Below are 17,816 nucleotides of genomic sequence, written 5' to 3' on the forward strand. Positions count from 1 at the left end.
CTGGGGAGGAGCCTCCGATGCACATTCACTCGCGCGAGGACGAGCTAGTCTACGTGGTTGAGGGGCGGCTAATCGCGCGGGTCGGCGATTCCCGCGTTGAGGTGGGGGCAGGCTCCTACGCGGCTCTTCCCCGTGGGGTGCCGCATACGATCGAAGTGGTCGGCGACCAAGCGACCCTGCTGGCCACCTACGTGCCGGGTGGGCTGGAGCGCTTGTTGGTGCCCCGGAAAGGCGAGAAGCCTGATCCGGCTGCTTTCGGCGTGACGTTCCCTTAGGGCCGAGGACCACGGCGCGTGGCATTCGTGACCGTGCGCCCACGCTGGCGCTCGGGACCGCGCCAGATGATCGATTGCACGCGCCGGCCAGGTGCGCGTAACAGCCTTCCAGCTTCAGACCAACCAGCGCATATTTCCGCCTTGGGTCAATCACGTCGATTTTGCCATGTCAGCGCTATGTCCGGTTTGCCCCCGATAGCGACCGAACGGCGGACATCGCGGCACGTCTCAAACGGGCCAATTCCGGACTCATGCGCCGCAGCAAACAGTGTCCGATTCGAAGACCATCAAGGCCCGGCATCCTCTCGTCGCGTGGCCTTGATCCGAGGCCCATCGGGACCGTTCCCGAGTTCGCCGATAGCCTCCGCCAATGTATCGCGATAGATCCTGGCCTGCCGCACACAAAGTCGCCGGCGCGCGTCAGGCGATCGAGGCCGCAGGCGCGACCCTCGTCTACCTGCGGCCCTATCTCGGCACTTAGCTACTTTCGTGGTTGTGTCGCAGTACTACTGCCGGCGCTCGCAACCAAGATTCGGGCACGCGTGAGCAACTGCGCGTTGATGGCGACGATGATCGTGCTTGCCGACATCAGGGCGGCGCCGACGGCCGGACTTATGACGATCCCCCATGGATAGGCCACGCCGGCGGCCAACGGAATCGCGACAATGTTGTAGCCCGTCGCCCACAAGAGATTTTGAACTATCTTTCTATAAGTCGCCCGCGACAGCGCCACGATGGCGACAACGTCGCGGGGATCGCTGCGCACCAGCACGACATCGGCTGACTCAACCGCGACTTCGGTTCCGGCGCCAATCGCAATGCCGAGATCAGACTCGACCAAGGCTGGTGCGTCATTGACACCATCGCCGATCATCGCAACTGTGACGCCGCGCGCCTTCACCTCGCGGACTTTCTCAAGCTTTTGGTGCGGCAAGACCTCAGCGAAGTAATCGTCAAGGCCAAGTCGTGCGGCGACCGACTTGGCAACCGCCGTGGCGTCGCCGGTGATCATCAGGCAGCGGATACCCATAGCTTTGAGGCGTGCGATTGCATCGAACGACTCTTTGCGAATGACGTCGGCAAGCGCGATCGCGCCGACAGGCCTGTCATCGATCAGCAGGTATACGACGGTATTTCCTTCGTCGCCCAGCTCCTCGATACGCTCGTTTCGCGCGTCCAGCCCTCGCTTGCGGACATAGTCGGGACGCACGACTCTGACGCTATGCCCTTCTATCACGGCCTCAGCACCTTGGCCTGGCAGGTTTTTGAAATCCCGGACCGGCTTCGGCGTGAGGCTGCGCTTCTTGGCACTCCGCATGATGCCCTGCGCAATCGGATGCTCCGATTGACTTTCAAGGCCTGCAGCCCAAGCAACTATCTCGCTCTCGGATAAATCGGACAGTGTGACGACTTCGACAATGCCAAACCGGCCTTCCGTCAAGGTTCCAGTCTTGTCGAACAGCGCGGCACCCAGATTGTGGGCGCGTTCGAAGGCCGCGCGGTCCCGGATAAGAAGGCCACTCTGCGCCGTAAGCCGCGTGCTCACTGCAACGACCAGAGGCACCGCGAGACCGAGCGCGTGCGGACAGGCGATGACCATGACAGTCGCCATCCGCTCAATCGCGTAGTCAAAGCCGAAGCCAACGCCGAGCCACGCCACGAGGGTTGCGCCGCCGACGGATAGAGCGATGTAGGTCAGCCACAAGGCGGCGCGATTGGCCAAGTCCTGGGTCCGCGAGCGCGTCTCCTGTGCCTGTTGGACCAGCGCGATAACCTGGGCCAGATATGTCTGATCCCCGGTCTTGCGCACCACAACGGTCACGGCGCCCTCACCGTTCACCGCCCCTCCGACAGCCTCTTGGCCCTCAGTCTTTTCGACAGGCCGCGACTCCCCGGTCAGCATCGATTCGTTGAAGCTAGAGTAACCCTTGGTGATCACGCCATCGATCGGCACCCTCTCGCCAGGCTTGACCAAAACGCGGTCGCCCGGCCGCAATTCGGCGATTGGGACATCTTCGGCATCATCATTGGATTTGAGCCGGTGCGCGGTCGCCGGGAGAAGTTGAACCAGCGCCTCCAAGGCGCGTGAGGCTCCCATGACGGATTTCATCTCAAGCCAATGTCCAAGGAGCATGACATCGACCAGCGTCGCTAGCTCCCAGAAGAACATCGTGCCAGGGAGACCGAAGACCACCGCGCTCGAATAGAAAAAGGCTGTCGAAATGGCGACCGCAATTAGCGTCATCATGCCGGGCTGGCGCGCCGCGAGTTCGTCGTGGATTCCCTTGAGGAAAGGCCAGCCGCAGTAAAGATAGACTACCGCAGAAAGACCAAACAGGAGGTAAGATTCTCCGCTAAAGGCAAGCCGCTCGCGCAAGCCGGGCAAATCCTGCACGAGCGGCGACAAAGCGAGGATCGGAACGGTGAGGATCATTGAGACCCAGAATCGATTCCGGAAAACTGTAACCATCGACGCATGGCCGTTTCCGACATGGCCATGATCCATATCCATGTGATGGTGAGCGACGGGGCTCATATGGCCCATATTCGCATGAGGCATTGGTCCATGACCTTCGTGCCGATGTGCAGACTTCATTGTCGCTCTCCTCGCCGCGGGTGAACACGGAACGCTATCGAGAACAAACCGCAATGTTGCGGTGAAGGCCGCCGCAAGTCGATACGTCGCGGCTTCAATTCCGCAATACTGAGAAAATCGCCGCAAAGGACATACTGGCCACCGCGATCCCGAGAATCGATTGGAGGGGCCCCATCAAAGGGGTAACCCGGGCCCCCCGGAAATCAGGAAGCCAGCGCTCGACGAGGTGTAGCGCAAGATCGCAGGTCGTCGCGGATTTGCCGTTCCGAAAAGATCGCTTGAAAGAAACTTTGTCGTCGACGTAAAGGCGAGAATGGCGCGTCGATCCTCACAAGGGTGTGATGTAACCGCCCCGCAGGCTGGCTGCGAATTGAGGATCAAGGGCCTTCTCAATCCACCCCGCTTGTGGGATTTTTGCGGTCATGAAACTTCGGGCTGTCATGCGCTGGCTTTTGGCGCTGGGGATTGCGGTGGGGGTCGTGATTGGACCGGCTGTGCCGTTGATGGCGGCCGCGCCTTCTGCTCTTACCGCGACCATGACGCCAGCGGGCGATGATGATGGCATGCAAATGGCAGACAGCATGCCCTGCAGTCCAAAGAAACAGGCTCCGATGCGGTTCGACTGCGACAAGTGTGCCTTTTCGAATTGCATGATCAAGCTTTCCGGGCCAGATCACGTCAGCGCGATTGTGGAAGTCCCCGTCTTGATTGTCCGGATTGCTCCGGCGAGCGAGTTCGTGCCGGCGGGTCTCGCCCAACCGCCTCCCGAACGTCCCCCTCGATTCAACGTCTGACGGGCGCGCCAGCGCCTGATCGCTGACGTGTGCGCCGATCGGCGCACGCGCTGTCGCATGCCGCCTTTGCGGTTCAATCAGACGTATCAAGGAAAGAACATCATGAAGACTCTCATCGTTGCGCGTGTCATGCGGACCGCGCTAATCGGTGCTGCCTTTGCGGGCGCACCCCTGACGGCCCATGCCGAAATCAAGAACTACGAATTCCAGCTCATGCAGCCGACCGTGCAGGCCGGTGGCGACCGTATCGTCACGGTCCGGCTGGTCGACAAGACCACCGGAAAGGCCGTTCCTGATGCGGTGATCTTCGCCTCCCGGCTCGACATGGCGCCCGACGGGATGCAGGAGATGGTCACGAAGGTGACGCCGATGCCGGGCACGGAGCCGGGGACCTATCGGTTCAAGGCCACCTTCAGCATGGCCGGACGCTGGCAGCTTTCGCTCGGCGCCAAGGTGCAGGGCGAGACCGGCACGGTCGAAAACAAGCTCGTCGTCACGGCTGAGAAATGAACCGGCTAGGCCTGGCCGGCGCTGCCGCTGCGATCGTCGCGGCGGCAGGCGCCACTTTCATTGCCGACGTTGGCCCGCGACTGCGGCCGATTGAAGGCCCCGTCATATCCGCCGCGGCTGCAGCAGATGGCTGCGCGCCGATCTATTTCCAGGATCCGGACGGCAAGCCCTTCTACTCGCTGGCGCCGCGGAAGACTGCCGACGGGCGCGACTATCGCGGCGTGCCTGCAGGCGCCGACGTCAGCTTCGACGATAAAGAGCAGCCGCCTTCGGTAGCAGCAGAGGTAAAGGCCGCCGACGGCAACGGCCCGCGCAAGATCAAATACTACCGCAACCCGATGGGCCTGCCGGATACGTCGCCAGTGCCCAAGAAGGACTCGATGGGGATGGACTACATTCCCGTTTACGAGGGCGATGACAGCGACGACGGTTCAGTGAAGCTGTCACCCGGCAAGATCCAGCGGACCGGGGTCAAGTCCGAGCCCGCAGAGCTGCGCAGGATCCGAACCCTGGTTCGTGCGCCCGGCACCATCCAGTTCGACGAGCGTCGCGTGTCGGTAATCGCGATGCGGTCCGAGAGCTATTTGCAAAAAGTCGCCGACGTCACGACGGGCAGTCGCGTGGTGAAAGGCCAGCCCTTGATGGAGATCTACAGCCCGTCCGTCGCATCGGCAGCGGCTGAATATATCTCGACGATCAATTCGCCTGTCACCGGAGGTGTCGGGCTGTACGGGCGCGGCTCTCGCCAGCGGCTCATGAACCTCGATGTACCGGAGCCGGTCATCGTCGCGATGGAGAAGAGCCGTACCGTGCCCATGATCATTGATTGGTCGGCTCCCCGCGACGGTATCGTGCTCGAACGCAACGCCATCGAGGGCATGCGCGCCCAGCCCGGCGACGTGCTGTTCCGCATCGCCGACGTCTCACTGGTGTGGGCATTGGTCGACGTGGCGGAACGAGATCTCGGGAGCATCGCCATCGGCCAGCCTGTGACGGTGCGGGCTCGCAGCTATCCGGGCCGCCAGTTCGAGGGCAAGATCAGCGTGATTTATCCGCAGGTGAACCGGGATACGCGCACCGCACGCGTCCGTATCGAATTGCCGAATGCGGATTTCGCTCTGCTGCCTGACATGTATGTCGATGCCGAGGTCGCCACTGGCAGCCAGGTGCCGGTTCTCGCGGTCGCCGAGAGCTCCGTGCTCGACACCGGCAGCCGCCAGGCGATCCTGGTCGACAGGGGACAGGGGCGTTTTGAGCCTCGCGAGGTCAAGCTCGGACGACGCGGCGCTGGCTATGTCGAGATTCGCGACGGGATTGCCAAGGGCGATGCGGTCGTCACGTCCGCCAACTTCCTGATCGACGCCGAAAGCAACCTGAAGGCCGCTCTGAAAGGCTTTGCCGAGGCCGGCGCGTCGCAGACGCCGGAGGCCTCTGGCAGCGAAATGAGCATGGGAGACCGTCCATGATCGCTCGTCTCATCACCTGGTCCGCGCGCAACCTGCTGCTGGTGTTCTTCGGCACCGGCTTTGCGGCAGCGGCGGGAATCTACGCACTCGTGCATCTGCCGCTCGACGCGATCCCAGATCTCTCCGACACCCAAGTGATCGTCTACACCGATTATCCCGGGCAGGCGCCGCAGGTGATCGAGGACCAGGTCACTTATCCCCTGACCACGGCCATGCTCACCGTCCCGAAGTCGAAAGTCGTGCGCGGCTTCTCCTTCTTCGGCGTCTCTTTCGTCTACGTCATTTTCGAGGACGGCACCGACATCTATTGGGCGCGGTCCCGCGTGCTCGAGTTCCTCAACGGTGCTGCCTCCAGGCTGCCCGCCGGCGTGACGCCGACCATCGGGCCTGACGCGACCGGCGTGGGCTGGGTCTATCAATATGCGGTCATGTCGAAGGAGTTGAATCTCGCGGAAACGCGGACGATCCAGGACTGGAATCTGAAATTTGCGCTGGCGAAAGCGGAGGGCGTGGCGGAAGTCGCCGGCGTCGGCGGCTTCGTCAAGCAGTACAACGTCATCCTCGATCCGCAGCGTATGCGCGACCTCGGCATCACCATGGACAAGATGCGCGACGCGATCCGCGCCAGCAATGCCGACGTCGGTGGGCGAACCGTCGAACTGTCCGAGTTCGAATACGTCATCCGCGGCAGGGGTTACCTGAAAAACATCAACGATCTCGGCAATATCGTCCTGAAGACCAACAACGGCACGCCGGTGCTGCTCCGTGATGTCGCGCGGGTCGAGCTGGGCCCCGACGAGCGGCGCGGGATCACCGAGTTGAATGGCGAGGGCGAAGTCACCAGCGGCATCGTGTTGCAGCGCTTCGGTGTCAATGCGCTCGACGTCATCAACAATGTCAAGAAGCGATTCAAGGAGATTGCGACCAGCCTGCCGAAATCAGTCGAGATCGTGCCGGTCTACGACCGCTCCAACCTGATTTACGCGGCGATCGATACGCTCAAGCATACGCTGGTCGAGGAGAGCATCGTCGTCGCGTTGGTCTGCGTCGTGTTCCTGCTGCATGTGCGCAGCGCGATGGTGGCGATCCTGATGTTGCCAGTGGGCGTGCTAATGGCCTTCGGCGCGATGAAGCTGCTCGGGCTCGGCTCCAACATCATGAGCCTCGGCGGCATCGCGATTGCCATCGGCGCCATGGTCGATGCCGCCATCGTCATGATCGAGAATGCGCACAAGCATCTCGAACGGGCCAATATCGGCCAGTCGCGCGTGACGATCTTGATCGAGGCCGCTTCTCAAGTCGGGCCAGCACTGTTCTTCAGCCTCCTGATCATCACCGTCTCGTTCATGCCGATCTTTACGCTGGAATCACAGGAAGGCCGACTGTTCAGCCCGCTAGCCTTCACCAAGACCTTCTCAATGGCGGCGGCCGCTCTTCTTTCCGTTACCCTGGTGCCGGCGCTAATGGTGGTCTTTGTCCGCGGCAGGATTATCCCGGAGCATAAGAATCCGATCAACCGCTTCCTGATCTGGCTTTACCGGCCGGTGATCAAGGCGGTGCTGCGCGCCAAGACGCTGGTGGTCCTGCTGTCGCTCGCGGTATTGGCTGTCACGATCTGGCCGGCGCGGCAGCTCGGCAGCGAGTTCATGCCGAACCTCAACGAAGGCACGCTGCTGTACATGCCGACGACCTTGCCCGGCATTTCGGTGACCAAAGCGGCCGAGCTGATGCAGATGCAGGACCGGATCATCCGCTCGTTTCCGGAAGTGGCTTCTGTCTATGGCAAGGCGGGCCGCGCCGCGACCGCGACCGATCCGGCGCCGTCGGAGATGTTCGAGACCGTCGTCAACCTGAAGCCGAAGGAGCAGTGGCGTCAGGGCGTCACCATCGACAGCCTGACCGCCGAGATGGACAAGGCACTGCAAATCCCAGGCGTCTCCAACGCCTGGACCATGCCGATCAAGGCGCGCATCGACATGCTCTCGACCGGCATCCGCACGCCGGTCGGCGTCAAGGTCATCGGCACCGATCTGATCGAGATCGACAAGCTCGCCAGGCAGATCGAGCAAGTGGTGAAGGCGGTGCCGGGCACGTCGTCCGCCTATGCCGAGCGCACACTTGGCGGCTACTATCTCGACATCACGCCAGACCGCGCCGCGCTCGCCCGCTACGGCATCATGGTTCAGAACGTGCAGGACACGATCGCGACTGCGCTCGGCGGCCAGACCGTGACGACGACCGTGGAGGGCCGGCAGCGCTTCACGGTCAACATGCGCTATCCGCGCGATCTGCGCGACAATCCGAGCGCGATCGCCAGCGACATCCTGGTCCCAATGCCGGCCGGTGGTGCCGTGCCTCTTGGCGAGGTCGCCAAGGTCGAACTCGCGCGCGGGCCGACATCGATCCGGACCGAAAACGGGCAACTCGCGACCTACATCTATGTCGACATCCGCGACCGCGATCTCGGCGGTTACGTCGCGGACGCGCAGAAGGCGGTGCAGGCCAGCATCCAGTTCCCGCCCGGCTATTACGTAGTGTGGAGTGGTCAGTACGAATATCTCGAACGCGCGACCGCGCGACTCAAGATCGTCGTGCCGGTCACGCTGCTGATCATCTTCCTGCTGCTCTACCTCAACTTCCGATCGATCACGGAGACGATGATCGTGATGCTGTCGCTGCCGTTTGCGCTGGTGGGCGGGCTGTGGCTGATGTGGTGGCTCGGGTTCAACCTCTCGGTCGCCGTCGCCGTCGGTTTCATTGCGCTCGCCGGCGTCGCGGCCGAAACCGGCGTGGTGATGCTGATCTACCTCAATCAGGCGCTCGACCAGATCAAGCTGCTTCGCGGGATCGAAGGCCGGCCTTTGACCCGACATGACCTCTACGACGCTATCATGGAAGGCGCGGTGGAGCGGGTGCGGCCAAAAATGATGACGGTAGTCGCCATCATGGCCGGCCTGCTGCCGATCATGTGGAGCACGGGAACGGGATCCGAGATCATGCAGCGCATTGCAGTACCGATGATCGGTGGGATGGTCTCCTCAACGTTGCTGACGCTGATCGTCATTCCGGCAATCTTCGGGCTGATCAAGGGTTTCACCTTGCCACGCGGCTGCGACGGCGAGCATGAACGGCCGGCAAAGTCAGGCAAGCTGGCCAGGAAACTGCGGGTTCCGGAGCTTGCCGAATGAATTGAGGCGTGCTCGCGCCAAGCCCCCGAAATAATGCTTGCACGGCCGCAAACAGGCGATGTTTCCTGATGCCGGCCGGAGATCATGAGCCAGTTCGGGCTATTCGTCCGGGGAGTAGCGTACACGAGACAGCCGTTCTGCTTACTCGTCAGACTGCCGGGAAACCGATCACCTGGTTCCGTGGATAAACGCTTGCATCTCCTCCAGCGTAAGCTTGCCGTCTTTATTGCTGTCCATTGCCCTAAATATTCGTTCGTGAGCTGCCTGAAATTCCTGCAATGAGACGGTGCCATCGCCGTCGGCGTCCGTCAGAGCGAACATCATACGCATCATAACAGGTGGTCCCATCACGCCTCCACCCATGCCGCGCCCCATCATATGTCCCATCGCGCCGCTCCCCATCATGCCTCCGTGCCCCATCGTGCCCCCGCCTTCCTGGCCCATGGGGTGCGATTGCATTTGTTGCTGATCTGGTTGGGTTGTCATTTGGTTCTGTGCAAAGGCACCGACAGTGCCGTAGGCCAGAATGAGAGCAGACGTCATGAGTCCCAAGATGCGACTGTACATTTGAAACCTCCTCAGAAGCGTCACCACCGGCCGGTAAATCCCGCCCGAGCGATATTGATCCTATCACTTCTCCCCAAGTCAGGCGCTAAGCCAATCGACCATGGAGATCGCTAGGCTTCGGCTCCGGGGGACCAAGACGGAGACCGCACGCGCTGCAACCGCGTGCAGGGCCGCTTTGGGTCACCCCCGGAAGAACTCAGGTTGAGCATATCGAGTCCGCTTAACCCCCAAGGAGCGGACATCTAGCGGACATGACGGGTCAGCAGCTTGGGGCCACTTCGGGACTCATGCGGTGCAACAAAAAAAGCCGTTATTCAATCACCTCGTCGGCGGCGATCAGAAGCGTTTGCGGCACCTCAACGCCGAGTTCTTGCGCCGTCTAAAGGTTGATGACAAATTCGAATTTGGTTGACTGCAGTACCGGCAGGTCGGCGGGCAAGGACGGCAAGCCGGGCTGCTCACCCCGTGAATAGAGCGACGGCCGGACTGTCCTCGGGAATCTCCGGACCTGCCGTTCTAGTCATGTCGGAAAACGCCTGGGCATATGCGGGGCGCTCAGACAATCGTGAAAGATACCGTGTGAACACGTCATGAGCGCAGAGATGGTAGGCCCGCGCCCAACGCACGTTTTGTCCGATGACACAATCGGCAGCAGAGAACGTGTCGCCGCAGATAAATCGCGTTGTTGCCAGCCGCGCGTGGAGTTGCGGCTCTATCTCGTTCGCGAATTTTCTGCGGTATCGTCTCACGGTCAACGGATCACGGTCCGAAGACGGGAGAATGTGCTCGTGAACACGAATCTGCCATAGGACCATGTCCATCCATGAGGCGCCGAAATGCAACATTTGTAGATAGTCGGCACGCTGAAGGGAAAGATGATCGGGGCACGGCGCCAGACACTTCTCAGGAAAACTATCAGCCAGGAGTGCGATCATCGCTCCACTTTCGATCATATGCATGGAGTTGCCGTCCTGCGCCGTGATTTCCAGGACGGGGACGCCGTGGTTTGGGTTCTTACTTAGAAAGTCCGGCGTATATTGGACAGCCTCGAGTAAGGGGACGATTTCAACCTCAAACGCGTCACCGATGAGCTCGTGCAGGAGCCATTTCACGCGCGCGCTGCGCGTCCCAGGACAGTGGTAGAGCTTAAATTTCATCGCAAAATTCTCGCCACATGTTTTGTGATCGGCACTTGAGCTGGCTAAGCCCAACCCCAGCGTGGAAGCCAAAGGTTACATCCCGATTTCACAAATTGTGAGGGCTGTCACAGCGGCAACATTGATGTCGCCTATGGGTCAACAACGCCATTTGCGAGGTCGGCCAGTCACTTCCGGTCTACCTCGATAAGCCGACCACTTCGGAGTCCGCCCGCGCTTCGCAGTCGGGCCAATTGCGGTCATTCGCAAAGCCAGATGACGATGCAGCCCGTCCTGCAGATAGCGACGTAATTTCGTCCGGTGTCGCAAGCACCACGATAACCCGACCGGTCAGCCCTCCAATCGCAAAGATAGCGAGCGGATTTCCGATCCATAGCCGTGGTCGGTGCTTGCACTTGACCTTGGAGCTAGGTCCAGGGGCTACTCTCGTGCTCACGCCAAAAAGCGGCCAAGGCAACCCCAAGGCGATCCAGAGGAACTTCGATGAAAACAACGATCTTCAAAATCGATGGCATGAACTGCGAAGCATGTGCGAACACTATTAAGACCCTCATTGAAAAGGAACTAGGCGTTCGCATGGCATGGGTCTCGTTCGCCGACTGTCAGGCGCGAGTCCTTTTTGATCCCCAAGCCGTTCAGGAAGACCGGCTTGTAGACGTGATCCAAGGGAAGCGATTTCGGGTTGTATCCCGCGAGACAGCCGACGGAAGCCCCCGCTGACCGGCCTCCGACGTAAGTATGGGCGAGCACAAATGGAGCTTGGAATGACTGTCGCAACCGGAACTGCTTTCACCTTCACGCCATGGAGTGAGGAGCCCTCGGTGAGGCCAAATCGCCGCAAGATTCGTGCTCGCATCGGCGGCCTGCATTGCTCGCTTTGCACCAGCACTATTGAGAAGGCGCTCGGGCGGTTGCCCGGCGTCGACAAGGTGGCCGTGAGCTTGACCCATGAACAGGCGCTGGTCGAATACGATCCCTCGGTTGTGCGCCCGGAGGTGTTTCTTCGGACGCTGCGCGACATCGGGTACACCATCTCCGATCCCCGCAAGCTCAGGCCATACGAGGAGGAAGAGCGGGATCTTGTGAACGAGGCAAGACGCTTCGTTGTTGCTGTGGTCCTGAGCGTCGCGTCCATTCCGATCATTGCAGATCCGTCCGTCGGCTGGATCGGCTTTCTTCCGGCACTGGTGTGCCTGAGCCTCGGCGCTTTTGTCTTTCTGGTCCTGAGATCGACCGGTTTCTGGGTCGCGACAGCGAGCTTCATCGGCCTGACGGTGATGGCGTTGACGCTGCTGTATCTCAACTTGCAGGGATATCTCGTCACCGCTGCTCCCTGGTTGACCGGCGCCCTCGCCTTGGCGCTCGTCTTCGGGGTCGGCAGGCACATTCTTCACATGGCCGTTCAGGCGCTCCGGCGCGGGATTCTCAACCAGCATGTGCTGCTTGAGACGGGCGCGTTCGCCGGCATTGCGGGCGGCATCATCGGCCTTGTGCTCAACCGGCCGGACTACCCGACCGCGCCCTTCTTTGCCGTCTCGGTGATGGTCGGCACCTATCACATCTTTTCGGAATGGCTCTCGCTCATCGTGAAGACGCGCAGTTCTCAAGCCGTCAAGCAGCTCCTTGATCTGCAGCCGGAGACCGCTCGCGTCGTGCGCAACGACAAAGAGATCGAATTGCCGATCAAGGAGGTACGCATCGGCGATCTCGTGCGTGTTCGGCCCGGCGAGCGTATTCCTGGCGACGGCGTCGTGGTCAGCGGCCATTCCGGCGTTGACCAATCGCTGGTGACCGGCGAGTCGATCCCGATCGAAAAGACGGAAGGCGCTACCGTGATCGGCGGCTCGATCAATGGCACCGGCACGCTGTTGGTGAAGATCGCGGCTGTTGGCGAGGGTAGCTTCCTCAGTCAAGTGATCCGGCAGGTTGAAGACGCACGGGCGCTGAAGCCCGGCATCCTGCATCTCGTTGACCGAGTCCTGCGCGTTTACACGCCCACCGTTCTCATCGTGGCGGCACTTGCGGTGATCGGCTGGCTAGTCGGCAGCTGGGTGAGCAGCGGTCAGCCCGACATCGAGCGGGCAGTCTTTGCCGGTCTAAGCGTGCTGGTGATGGGCTATCCCTGCGCGATCGGCATCTCGGCGCCGCTCTCGATCGTGCGAGGCGCCGGTCAGGCTGCGGAACGCGGCATCCTGATGCGTACCGGCGAGGCGTTCCAGGGGTTCCGCCTTGTGCAGCAGATCGTACTCGACAAGACCGGTACGTTGACCGAAGGACGGCCGGTCGTGCGAGAGGTGACGGCCCTTGGCTTGGCCGAATCCGAACTGCTCGCCCTGGCAGCCGCCTCGGAGGCCTCTTCAGAGCATCCGCTCGCGCAAGCTGTGGTAGCGGCTGCTTTTGAGCGCGGCGTGACACCCCCGGCCGTCGAAAGCTTCGAGGCCTTGCCGGGCAAAGGCGTCACTGCCCGGATCGGCGGACGCGAGGTTACGGTGGGCAACCCGCGTTTCCTCACGGAACAAGAGGTCGATCTCAGCCAGCTGCGTACCCGCGTCGAGGCTCTTGAGGCCGCCGGATTGACGGTGGTCGGCGTAGCGCGAGACGGACGGGCCTTGGGCATCATTGCGCTCGGTGACCCCCTCCGAGCCGATGCCGTCGAGGCCATCCGCAGCCTGCATCGTGCGGGCCTCAGGACCGCACTCGTGACCGGCGACAGTGAGCGCGCGGCGCAATGTGTCGCTCGCGAGGTCGGCATCGATCAGATCCACGCCGGCATATTGCCGCAGGACAAGGCCGCGATCGTCCGCGAGCTTCAAGGCACAGGTCGGGTTGCCATGGTCGGCGATGGCATCAACGATGCTCCCGCGCTCATGCAGGCCGACGTGGGTATCGCAATGGGCGGCGGAACCGACATTGCAATCGAATCCGCCGATATCATCATCCTGTCGAATCGCCTGGAAGCGCTGCCGGCTGCCCGCGAAATCAGCAGCCGCAGCTACCGCAAGATGGTCCAGAACGTCGCGCTTGCCTTCCTCTTCAATGGTCTTGGCATCCCGATCGCGGCGACAGGTCTGATCCACCCCGTGTGGGCGATGGTAGCGATGGCGGTCAGTGTCACCGGCATCTTCTTCAACTCACTCTGGGGAACGCCGCGGCTGTTCTTTGATGCAATCCGCAGCGTCGGGCGGCCGATCGTGCCCGCCTCAATGCCGGCCGTCTGAGAAGGAAATCACATGACAGGACTTCAGCGAACGGCGTCGAGCGCGCTCGACGAGCCCCAGCGCGAGCGCCTGCTTCGGACGCTCGCTTTAGCGACCTTCATCATCTTCTTCCAAGCCTATATGGTGGCGCCGATCATACCGGCATTGTCGAAGGTGTTCGGAACGTCGATCGAGACGGTCGGTCTCATCGTGCCGGCATATCTGATCCCCTACGGCATCTCGACCCTGGCTTATGGAGTGCTCGCGGATCGGATCGGCATTCCTCGCGTGATGTTCGCGTCGCTGGCTGCCTTCTCCGTGCTCACCATGCTGACTGCGACGGCCCAGTCCATTGAGCAGCTTGCGATGTGGCGGCTGCTGACCGGGATCGGTGCGAGTGGCGTCGTTCCGCTTGCGCTGGCCCTAGTGGGGCGGCTGTATCCCTACGAACAGCGCGGCCGGCCACTTGGCTGGCTGTTTGGCGCAATGGCCGGCGGCATGGCGTTCGGGTCGCCGCTGGGTGCGATGATCGTACCCTTCGTGGGGTGGCAAGGCCTGTTCCTCGTCGTGGGTGCGGCCGGTGCGGTGCTGTTCCTAGTCCTTCTGCCCTATCGAGCTGTGATGGCCAACACGGCTTTGCGAGTAACGGGCACGTTGCGCGATCTCTTTAATGGCTACCGGGAATTGCTCGGCACGCCGCGCGGGCAGCGCACCTACGGCTATGTCCTCGTCAATTCCATCTTCCACTCCGGCGTCTTCACGTGGCTTGGCGTTTACTTCGAGCGGCGATATAGCCTCGGGTCCGTCGGAATCGGGTTGGCGCTCCTGGGCTACGGTGTACCGGGCTTCCTCTTTGGGCCGGTCATTGGCCGGGCTGCCGACCGCTGGGGTCGTGCCCGATTGCTCCCCATCGGGCTCCTGCTCAGCGCCTTCTCGGCAGCGGCTCTCATCGTCGGATTTCCCGCACTCCTCGCGCCTGTCGCCGCGATCGTCCTGTCGCTTGGCTACGACATGACCCAGCCGCTCTTCGCGGGAATCGTGACATCGCTTGGCGGCAAACGGGCCGGACAGGCGATGGGCTTGAATGTCTTCACGCTGTTCGTCGGCTTCGGCCTCGGGAGCCTCATCTTCGGCGAGCTGCTTCGTTTCGGCTTCGGGCTCGCGCTTGGAGTATTCGCTGTCGTTGAATTGGGCCTCGCCCTGCTGTCCTTTGCTTTGTTCCGTTCCGAGGCCCCCTCCCGAGCGGTTCCACCTCCCAAAACTCCACACGCGCAGCCGATTTCACGATCCTGATACTTGGCGCTTGGAAGGCCAATAGGCCTCCCTGGAGATTGACCCTGGAGTATACTCCTGGGTTCAAACTAGCCTCAAAGAGATACAACATGATCACGATCGGCAAATTGGCTGGCCTGACGAGCGTCAGCAACGACACCCTCCGCTACTATGAAGCGGAAGGCCTGGTCAGCCCGGCGGGCAAGAGCCCTGCGGGCTATCGGTTGTACGACCGAGATTCCGCCCGTCGCATCCACTTCATCAAGCACGCCCAGCAGTGCGGGTTCACGCTGGCGGAAATTCGGGATCTCCTCGACGTGCGCGGTCGTGACAAGGCCTGTTGCGGGGACGTTCGCACGCGAGCCATCGAGAAGAAGCTGCAAATCGAAAGCAAGATACGGGCAATGAAAGCGATGTCGAAGGCCCTCGATCAACTGATCTCCGAGTGCGCGAACGAGAAGCGGCCGGTCAAGGAATGCACGATCATCGCTGCGCTGGAGCGGGCAAACGGCTCGAAAAGGATGCAGTGAGTCATGAAAGTGGAGATGTTCTATAGCCCTGGCTGCGCCGCCTGCGAGGACCGGCAGTCCGAGCTTCGCGCGGCAGCGCAGGAGGCAGTCAGGGACCTTGAGTGGCGGAACGTTAACGTCCTCGACAACATGGACACCGCTGTCGAGCTGGGCGTCATCACCTTGCCAGCTATCGTGATCGATGGCGAGGTCGTGTTTACCTCGTTGCCCACCAAAGCCCAGCTCTGCAAAGCGCTGACGGAACGAAGCGGAGCGAGGAACTGATGGACCCGGACGCTCTGCGGGCGACACTTCAGCACGCGGGGTTGGCCGCGATCGGTGTCGCTTTTGTTGCCGGCCTTGTGTTCAGCTTCAATCCGGTTGCTCTGGCTTCCATCCCTGTCTCACTCGCCTACGTGACAAAAGGCCGGGATAAGGGTCAGGCGCTGATGTTCGGCTCGATGTTTATCCTCGGCATGATCCTCACCCACGTTGTTCTCGGCTTCGTGGCGGGCCTGGGCGGCAAGTGGGCGGCTGAGCTTACCGGAAGAGGATGGGGCCTTGTTCTCGGGCCTCTCTTGATAGTGCTTGGCCTCATGTGGGCGGGTTGGCTCCGCCTTCCCTTGCCTTCGTTTGGTTTCAAGGCGACTCGTCCGACTGCTGCGTGGGGCGCCTTTCTTCTCGGGATTCCGTTCGCGGTTGCCGTCTGTCCGGTCTGCACTCCGGCGCTGGTCGTGCTGCTTGGTGTTACGGCCGGGCTCGGCTCGGTGGCGCTTGGTGTCGTCCTGCTATTGGCGTTCGCCATCGGCCGTGCAATCCCCATCGCGCTTGGCGCATTCGCAATAGGCTGGCTTGAAAATCTGAAGACCCTTTCGCGATATCGACGCGGGTTCGAAATTGCCGGCGGCCTCACGCTGATCGTGATGGGGCTCTACATGCTGAACGCTGTCTATATCTGGATCCCCGAATTGGCGGTATGAGCCTATCATGGCGCCTCAATCGATCAGGCGGTCGCGAGACGTAACCTTGGCGCGCAGCGCCGCCGTCGGAAGTGTCATTGCCGCGGTTGCGGCATCCTCATGTTGTATGCTGCCCCTGGCTCTGTTTACACTCGGAGCAAGCGGCGCCTGGATCGGCACTCTCGTGCGGCTTGCACCGTTTCAGCCCTATTTGATTTCTGCGGCGGTCGCATGCCTCGGCTCTGGCTATTGGCTGGTGTACCGCGCGGGCCGTATCACATGTGCACGCGACCAAGCTTGTAAGACCTCGGCGGCGGGTAGGTTCGTTAAAGGCGCACTCGTCTTGTCGACCGTCCTCATCGCGTTCGCGCTGGGCTTCAAGGTCTTCATCTCCTTGCTCGACACGTAATGGAGACTCCCATGTCAAAGCTTTTCATTTCACTAGTCGTTGGTGCCCTCGCGTCTTTGCAGGCCGCTTTCGCCGCGGAGCGTACGGTCACTTTGGCCGCCGACGGGATGTACTGCGAGGCTTGCCCCTACATGGTGAAGAAGACGCTCACACATGTCTCCGGCGTATCGAACGTCACCGTCTCGTTCAAAGACAAGACTGCGGTCGTCGTCTTCGACGATGCAAAGGCCAGCGTCAACGATCTGACGAACGCTGCCACGAAGGCGGGGTTTCCGTCAGAAGTGAAGGGCTGAGCGATTAGGCCGTGTGCCCATAAAATTTGGTGCCGTGACGCGACGATGCCGTATCCGTTTACTCCATTATGCGCAGCGGGTTTCGAGGTCCAAGATGAAAATCGCTCCACGGATTGAGTCTCTAAGAGCATCCAGAGTCAGCTTTGGGTCAAACTGAGAAGAACTCAGGTGAGCCCATGTTTTCCGCTTTCCGCTCGAATGCGGACATTCTTGATAGCGGTCGGCATGTCTCAGGCCAAGAGCGGAAGTCGGGCACGTTCTGCAGTCTCATTTTCCAGGGAACACACGCTCGGTCAATTCGGGCAAATCCGCCTCTCGAAAGGCGACTAGTGTTGTGACTCTAACGCTTGTTTCGCGCGGGGGACTTTTTCGAGGATTTCACCCGCGGATTTGGTCCAGATAAAGGGCTTTGGGGCGGCGTTGTGGTTTTCCAGGTATTCCATGATCGCACGCTTGAGCTCGGCGACGCTCTCGAAGGCGCCGCGGCGGATGCGGTTTCGGGTGATCTCGGCAAAGAAGCGCTCGACCATGTTGAGCCAAGAGGCCGAGGTCGGCGTGAAGTGCAAATGGAAGCGTGGGTGTGCCTTGAGCCAACGCTTTACGGCTGGTGTCTTATGGGTGGCA

General features: G+C 61.3%; 17 protein-coding genes. 13 read left to right on the forward strand and 4 right to left on the reverse strand.

All coding sequences use genetic code 11. The features are described from left to right. Window positions 1–275, forward strand: a 275-nt coding sequence (locus J6497_RS38655; RefSeq protein ID WP_225709417.1) for a cupin domain-containing protein, incomplete at its 5' end; no start/stop codon positions are given. A gap of 481 nt (window positions 276–756) precedes the next feature. Here the strand turns inward: J6497_RS38655 and J6497_RS38660 are convergent. Next, window positions 757–2,709, reverse strand: a complete 1,953-nt coding sequence (locus J6497_RS38660; protein WP_225709418.1) for a heavy metal translocating P-type ATPase — start codon at window positions 2,707–2,709, stop codon at window positions 757–759. A gap of 584 nt (window positions 2,710–3,293) precedes the next feature. On the opposite strand from J6497_RS38660, the gene J6497_RS38665 reads away from it, so the two are divergent. From J6497_RS38665 to J6497_RS38680, 4 genes are all read left to right on the forward strand, one after another. Beyond that, window positions 3,294–3,665: a hypothetical protein gene (locus tag J6497_RS38665; RefSeq protein WP_225709419.1), complete on the forward strand. Its 372-nt coding sequence runs from the start codon at window positions 3,294–3,296 to the stop codon at window positions 3,663–3,665. Between the two features lie 102 nt (window positions 3,666–3,767). Continuing rightward, entirely contained in the window at window positions 3,768–4,175 is a 408-nt protein-coding gene (locus tag J6497_RS38670; protein ID WP_225709420.1) for a FixH family protein, read from the forward strand. Then, window positions 4,172–5,641 (forward strand): efflux RND transporter periplasmic adaptor subunit, encoded by a 1,470-nt coding sequence (locus J6497_RS38675; protein WP_225709421.1) that lies wholly within the window; start codon window positions 4,172–4,174, stop codon window positions 5,639–5,641. Before J6497_RS38670 ends, J6497_RS38675 begins: the two co-directional genes overlap by 4 nt. After that, complete coding sequence (locus tag J6497_RS38680) at window positions 5,638–8,829, forward strand: efflux RND transporter permease subunit (RefSeq protein WP_225709422.1); 3,192 nt, start codon at window positions 5,638–5,640, stop codon at window positions 8,827–8,829. Before J6497_RS38675 ends, J6497_RS38680 begins: the two co-directional genes overlap by 4 nt. 168 nt (window positions 8,830–8,997) lie before the next feature. On the opposite strand, the gene J6497_RS38685 is transcribed toward J6497_RS38680, so the two are convergent. Together J6497_RS38685 and J6497_RS38690 are read right to left on the reverse strand one after the other, a co-directional pair. Further along, the gene (locus J6497_RS38685; RefSeq protein WP_225709423.1) at window positions 8,998–9,396 is read right to left on the reverse strand and encodes an EF-hand domain-containing protein; all 399 of its coding nucleotides are present in this window, start codon (window positions 9,394–9,396) and stop codon (window positions 8,998–9,000) included. Between the two features lie 458 nt (window positions 9,397–9,854). Further along, the gene (locus J6497_RS38690) at window positions 9,855–10,625 is read right to left on the reverse strand and encodes a glutathione S-transferase family protein (RefSeq protein WP_225709424.1); all 771 of its coding nucleotides are present in this window, start codon (window positions 10,623–10,625) and stop codon (window positions 9,855–9,857) included. Between the two features lie 411 nt (window positions 10,626–11,036). On the opposite strand from J6497_RS38690, the gene J6497_RS38695 reads away from it, so the two are divergent. The 8 genes from J6497_RS38695 (at window position 11,037) to merP (ending at window position 17,192) form a co-directional block, all read left to right on the forward strand. Further along, a complete protein-coding gene (locus J6497_RS38695) occupies window positions 11,037–11,273 on the forward strand; it encodes a heavy-metal-associated domain-containing protein (protein ID WP_225709425.1) in 237 nt (78 codons plus the stop codon). Between the two features lie 44 nt (window positions 11,274–11,317). After that, window positions 11,318–13,771: a heavy metal translocating P-type ATPase gene (locus J6497_RS38700; protein WP_225709426.1), complete on the forward strand. Its 2,454-nt coding sequence runs from the start codon at window positions 11,318–11,320 to the stop codon at window positions 13,769–13,771. A 12-nt stretch (window positions 13,772–13,783) separates the two neighbouring features. Beyond that, complete coding sequence (locus tag J6497_RS38705; RefSeq protein ID WP_225709427.1) at window positions 13,784–15,043, forward strand: MFS transporter; 1,260 nt, start codon at window positions 13,784–13,786, stop codon at window positions 15,041–15,043. A gap of 89 nt (window positions 15,044–15,132) precedes the next feature. After that, window positions 15,133–15,552 (forward strand): heavy metal-responsive transcriptional regulator, encoded by a 420-nt coding sequence (locus J6497_RS38710; protein WP_225709428.1) that lies wholly within the window; start codon window positions 15,133–15,135, stop codon window positions 15,550–15,552. 3 nt (window positions 15,553–15,555) lie between these two features. Beyond that, window positions 15,556–15,816: a thioredoxin family protein gene (locus J6497_RS38715; protein ID WP_225709429.1), complete on the forward strand. Its 261-nt coding sequence runs from the start codon at window positions 15,556–15,558 to the stop codon at window positions 15,814–15,816. Between the two features lie 41 nt (window positions 15,817–15,857). After that, complete coding sequence (locus J6497_RS38720; RefSeq protein WP_225709430.1) at window positions 15,858–16,511, forward strand: cytochrome c biogenesis CcdA family protein; 654 nt, start codon at window positions 15,858–15,860, stop codon at window positions 16,509–16,511. A 46-nt stretch (window positions 16,512–16,557) separates the two neighbouring features. Continuing rightward, the gene (locus J6497_RS38725) at window positions 16,558–16,899 is read left to right on the forward strand and encodes a mercuric transporter MerT family protein (RefSeq protein WP_225709431.1); all 342 of its coding nucleotides are present in this window, start codon (window positions 16,558–16,560) and stop codon (window positions 16,897–16,899) included. An 11-nt stretch (window positions 16,900–16,910) separates the two neighbouring features. After that, entirely contained in the window at window positions 16,911–17,192 is a 282-nt protein-coding gene (merP, locus tag J6497_RS38730) for a mercury resistance system periplasmic binding protein MerP (RefSeq protein WP_225709432.1), read from the forward strand. Between the two features lie 326 nt (window positions 17,193–17,518). Here merP and J6497_RS38735 read toward each other — a convergent pair. Continuing rightward, on the reverse strand, window positions 17,519–17,816 hold a 298-nt coding region (locus tag J6497_RS38735), incomplete at its 5' end, for a transposase (RefSeq protein ID WP_225709433.1).

The organism is Bradyrhizobium cenepequi, assembly GCF_020329485.1.
Taxonomy (GTDB): domain Bacteria; phylum Pseudomonadota; class Alphaproteobacteria; order Rhizobiales; family Xanthobacteraceae; genus Bradyrhizobium; species Bradyrhizobium cenepequi.

What these genes read in the sequence shown, in the direction of transcription:
- J6497_RS38660 (WP_225709418.1), bottom strand. Translation starts at nt 2,709, where the DNA reads ATGATCCTCACCGTTCCGATCCTCGCTTTGTCGCCGCTCGTGCAGGAT.
- J6497_RS38665 (WP_225709419.1), top strand. Translation starts at nt 3,294, where the DNA reads ATGAAACTTCGGGCTGTCATGCGCTGGCTTTTGGCGCTGGGGATTGCG.
- J6497_RS38670 (WP_225709420.1), top strand. Translation starts at nt 3,768, where the DNA reads ATGAAGACTCTCATCGTTGCGCGTGTCATGCGGACCGCGCTAATCGGT.
- J6497_RS38675 (WP_225709421.1), top strand. Translation starts at nt 4,172, where the DNA reads ATGAACCGGCTAGGCCTGGCCGGCGCTGCCGCTGCGATCGTCGCGGCG.
- J6497_RS38680 (WP_225709422.1), top strand. Translation starts at nt 5,638, where the DNA reads ATGATCGCTCGTCTCATCACCTGGTCCGCGCGCAACCTGCTGCTGGTG.
- J6497_RS38685 (WP_225709423.1), bottom strand. Translation starts at nt 9,396, where the DNA reads ATGTACAGTCGCATCTTGGGACTCATGACGTCTGCTCTCATTCTGGCC.
- J6497_RS38695 (WP_225709425.1), top strand. Translation starts at nt 11,037, where the DNA reads ATGAAAACAACGATCTTCAAAATCGATGGCATGAACTGCGAAGCATGT.
- J6497_RS38700 (WP_225709426.1), top strand. Translation starts at nt 11,318, where the DNA reads ATGACTGTCGCAACCGGAACTGCTTTCACCTTCACGCCATGGAGTGAG.
- J6497_RS38705 (WP_225709427.1), top strand. Translation starts at nt 13,784, where the DNA reads ATGACAGGACTTCAGCGAACGGCGTCGAGCGCGCTCGACGAGCCCCAG.
- J6497_RS38710 (WP_225709428.1), top strand. Translation starts at nt 15,133, where the DNA reads ATGATCACGATCGGCAAATTGGCTGGCCTGACGAGCGTCAGCAACGAC.
- J6497_RS38715 (WP_225709429.1), top strand. Translation starts at nt 15,556, where the DNA reads ATGAAAGTGGAGATGTTCTATAGCCCTGGCTGCGCCGCCTGCGAGGAC.
- merP (WP_225709432.1), top strand. Translation starts at nt 16,911, where the DNA reads ATGTCAAAGCTTTTCATTTCACTAGTCGTTGGTGCCCTCGCGTCTTTG.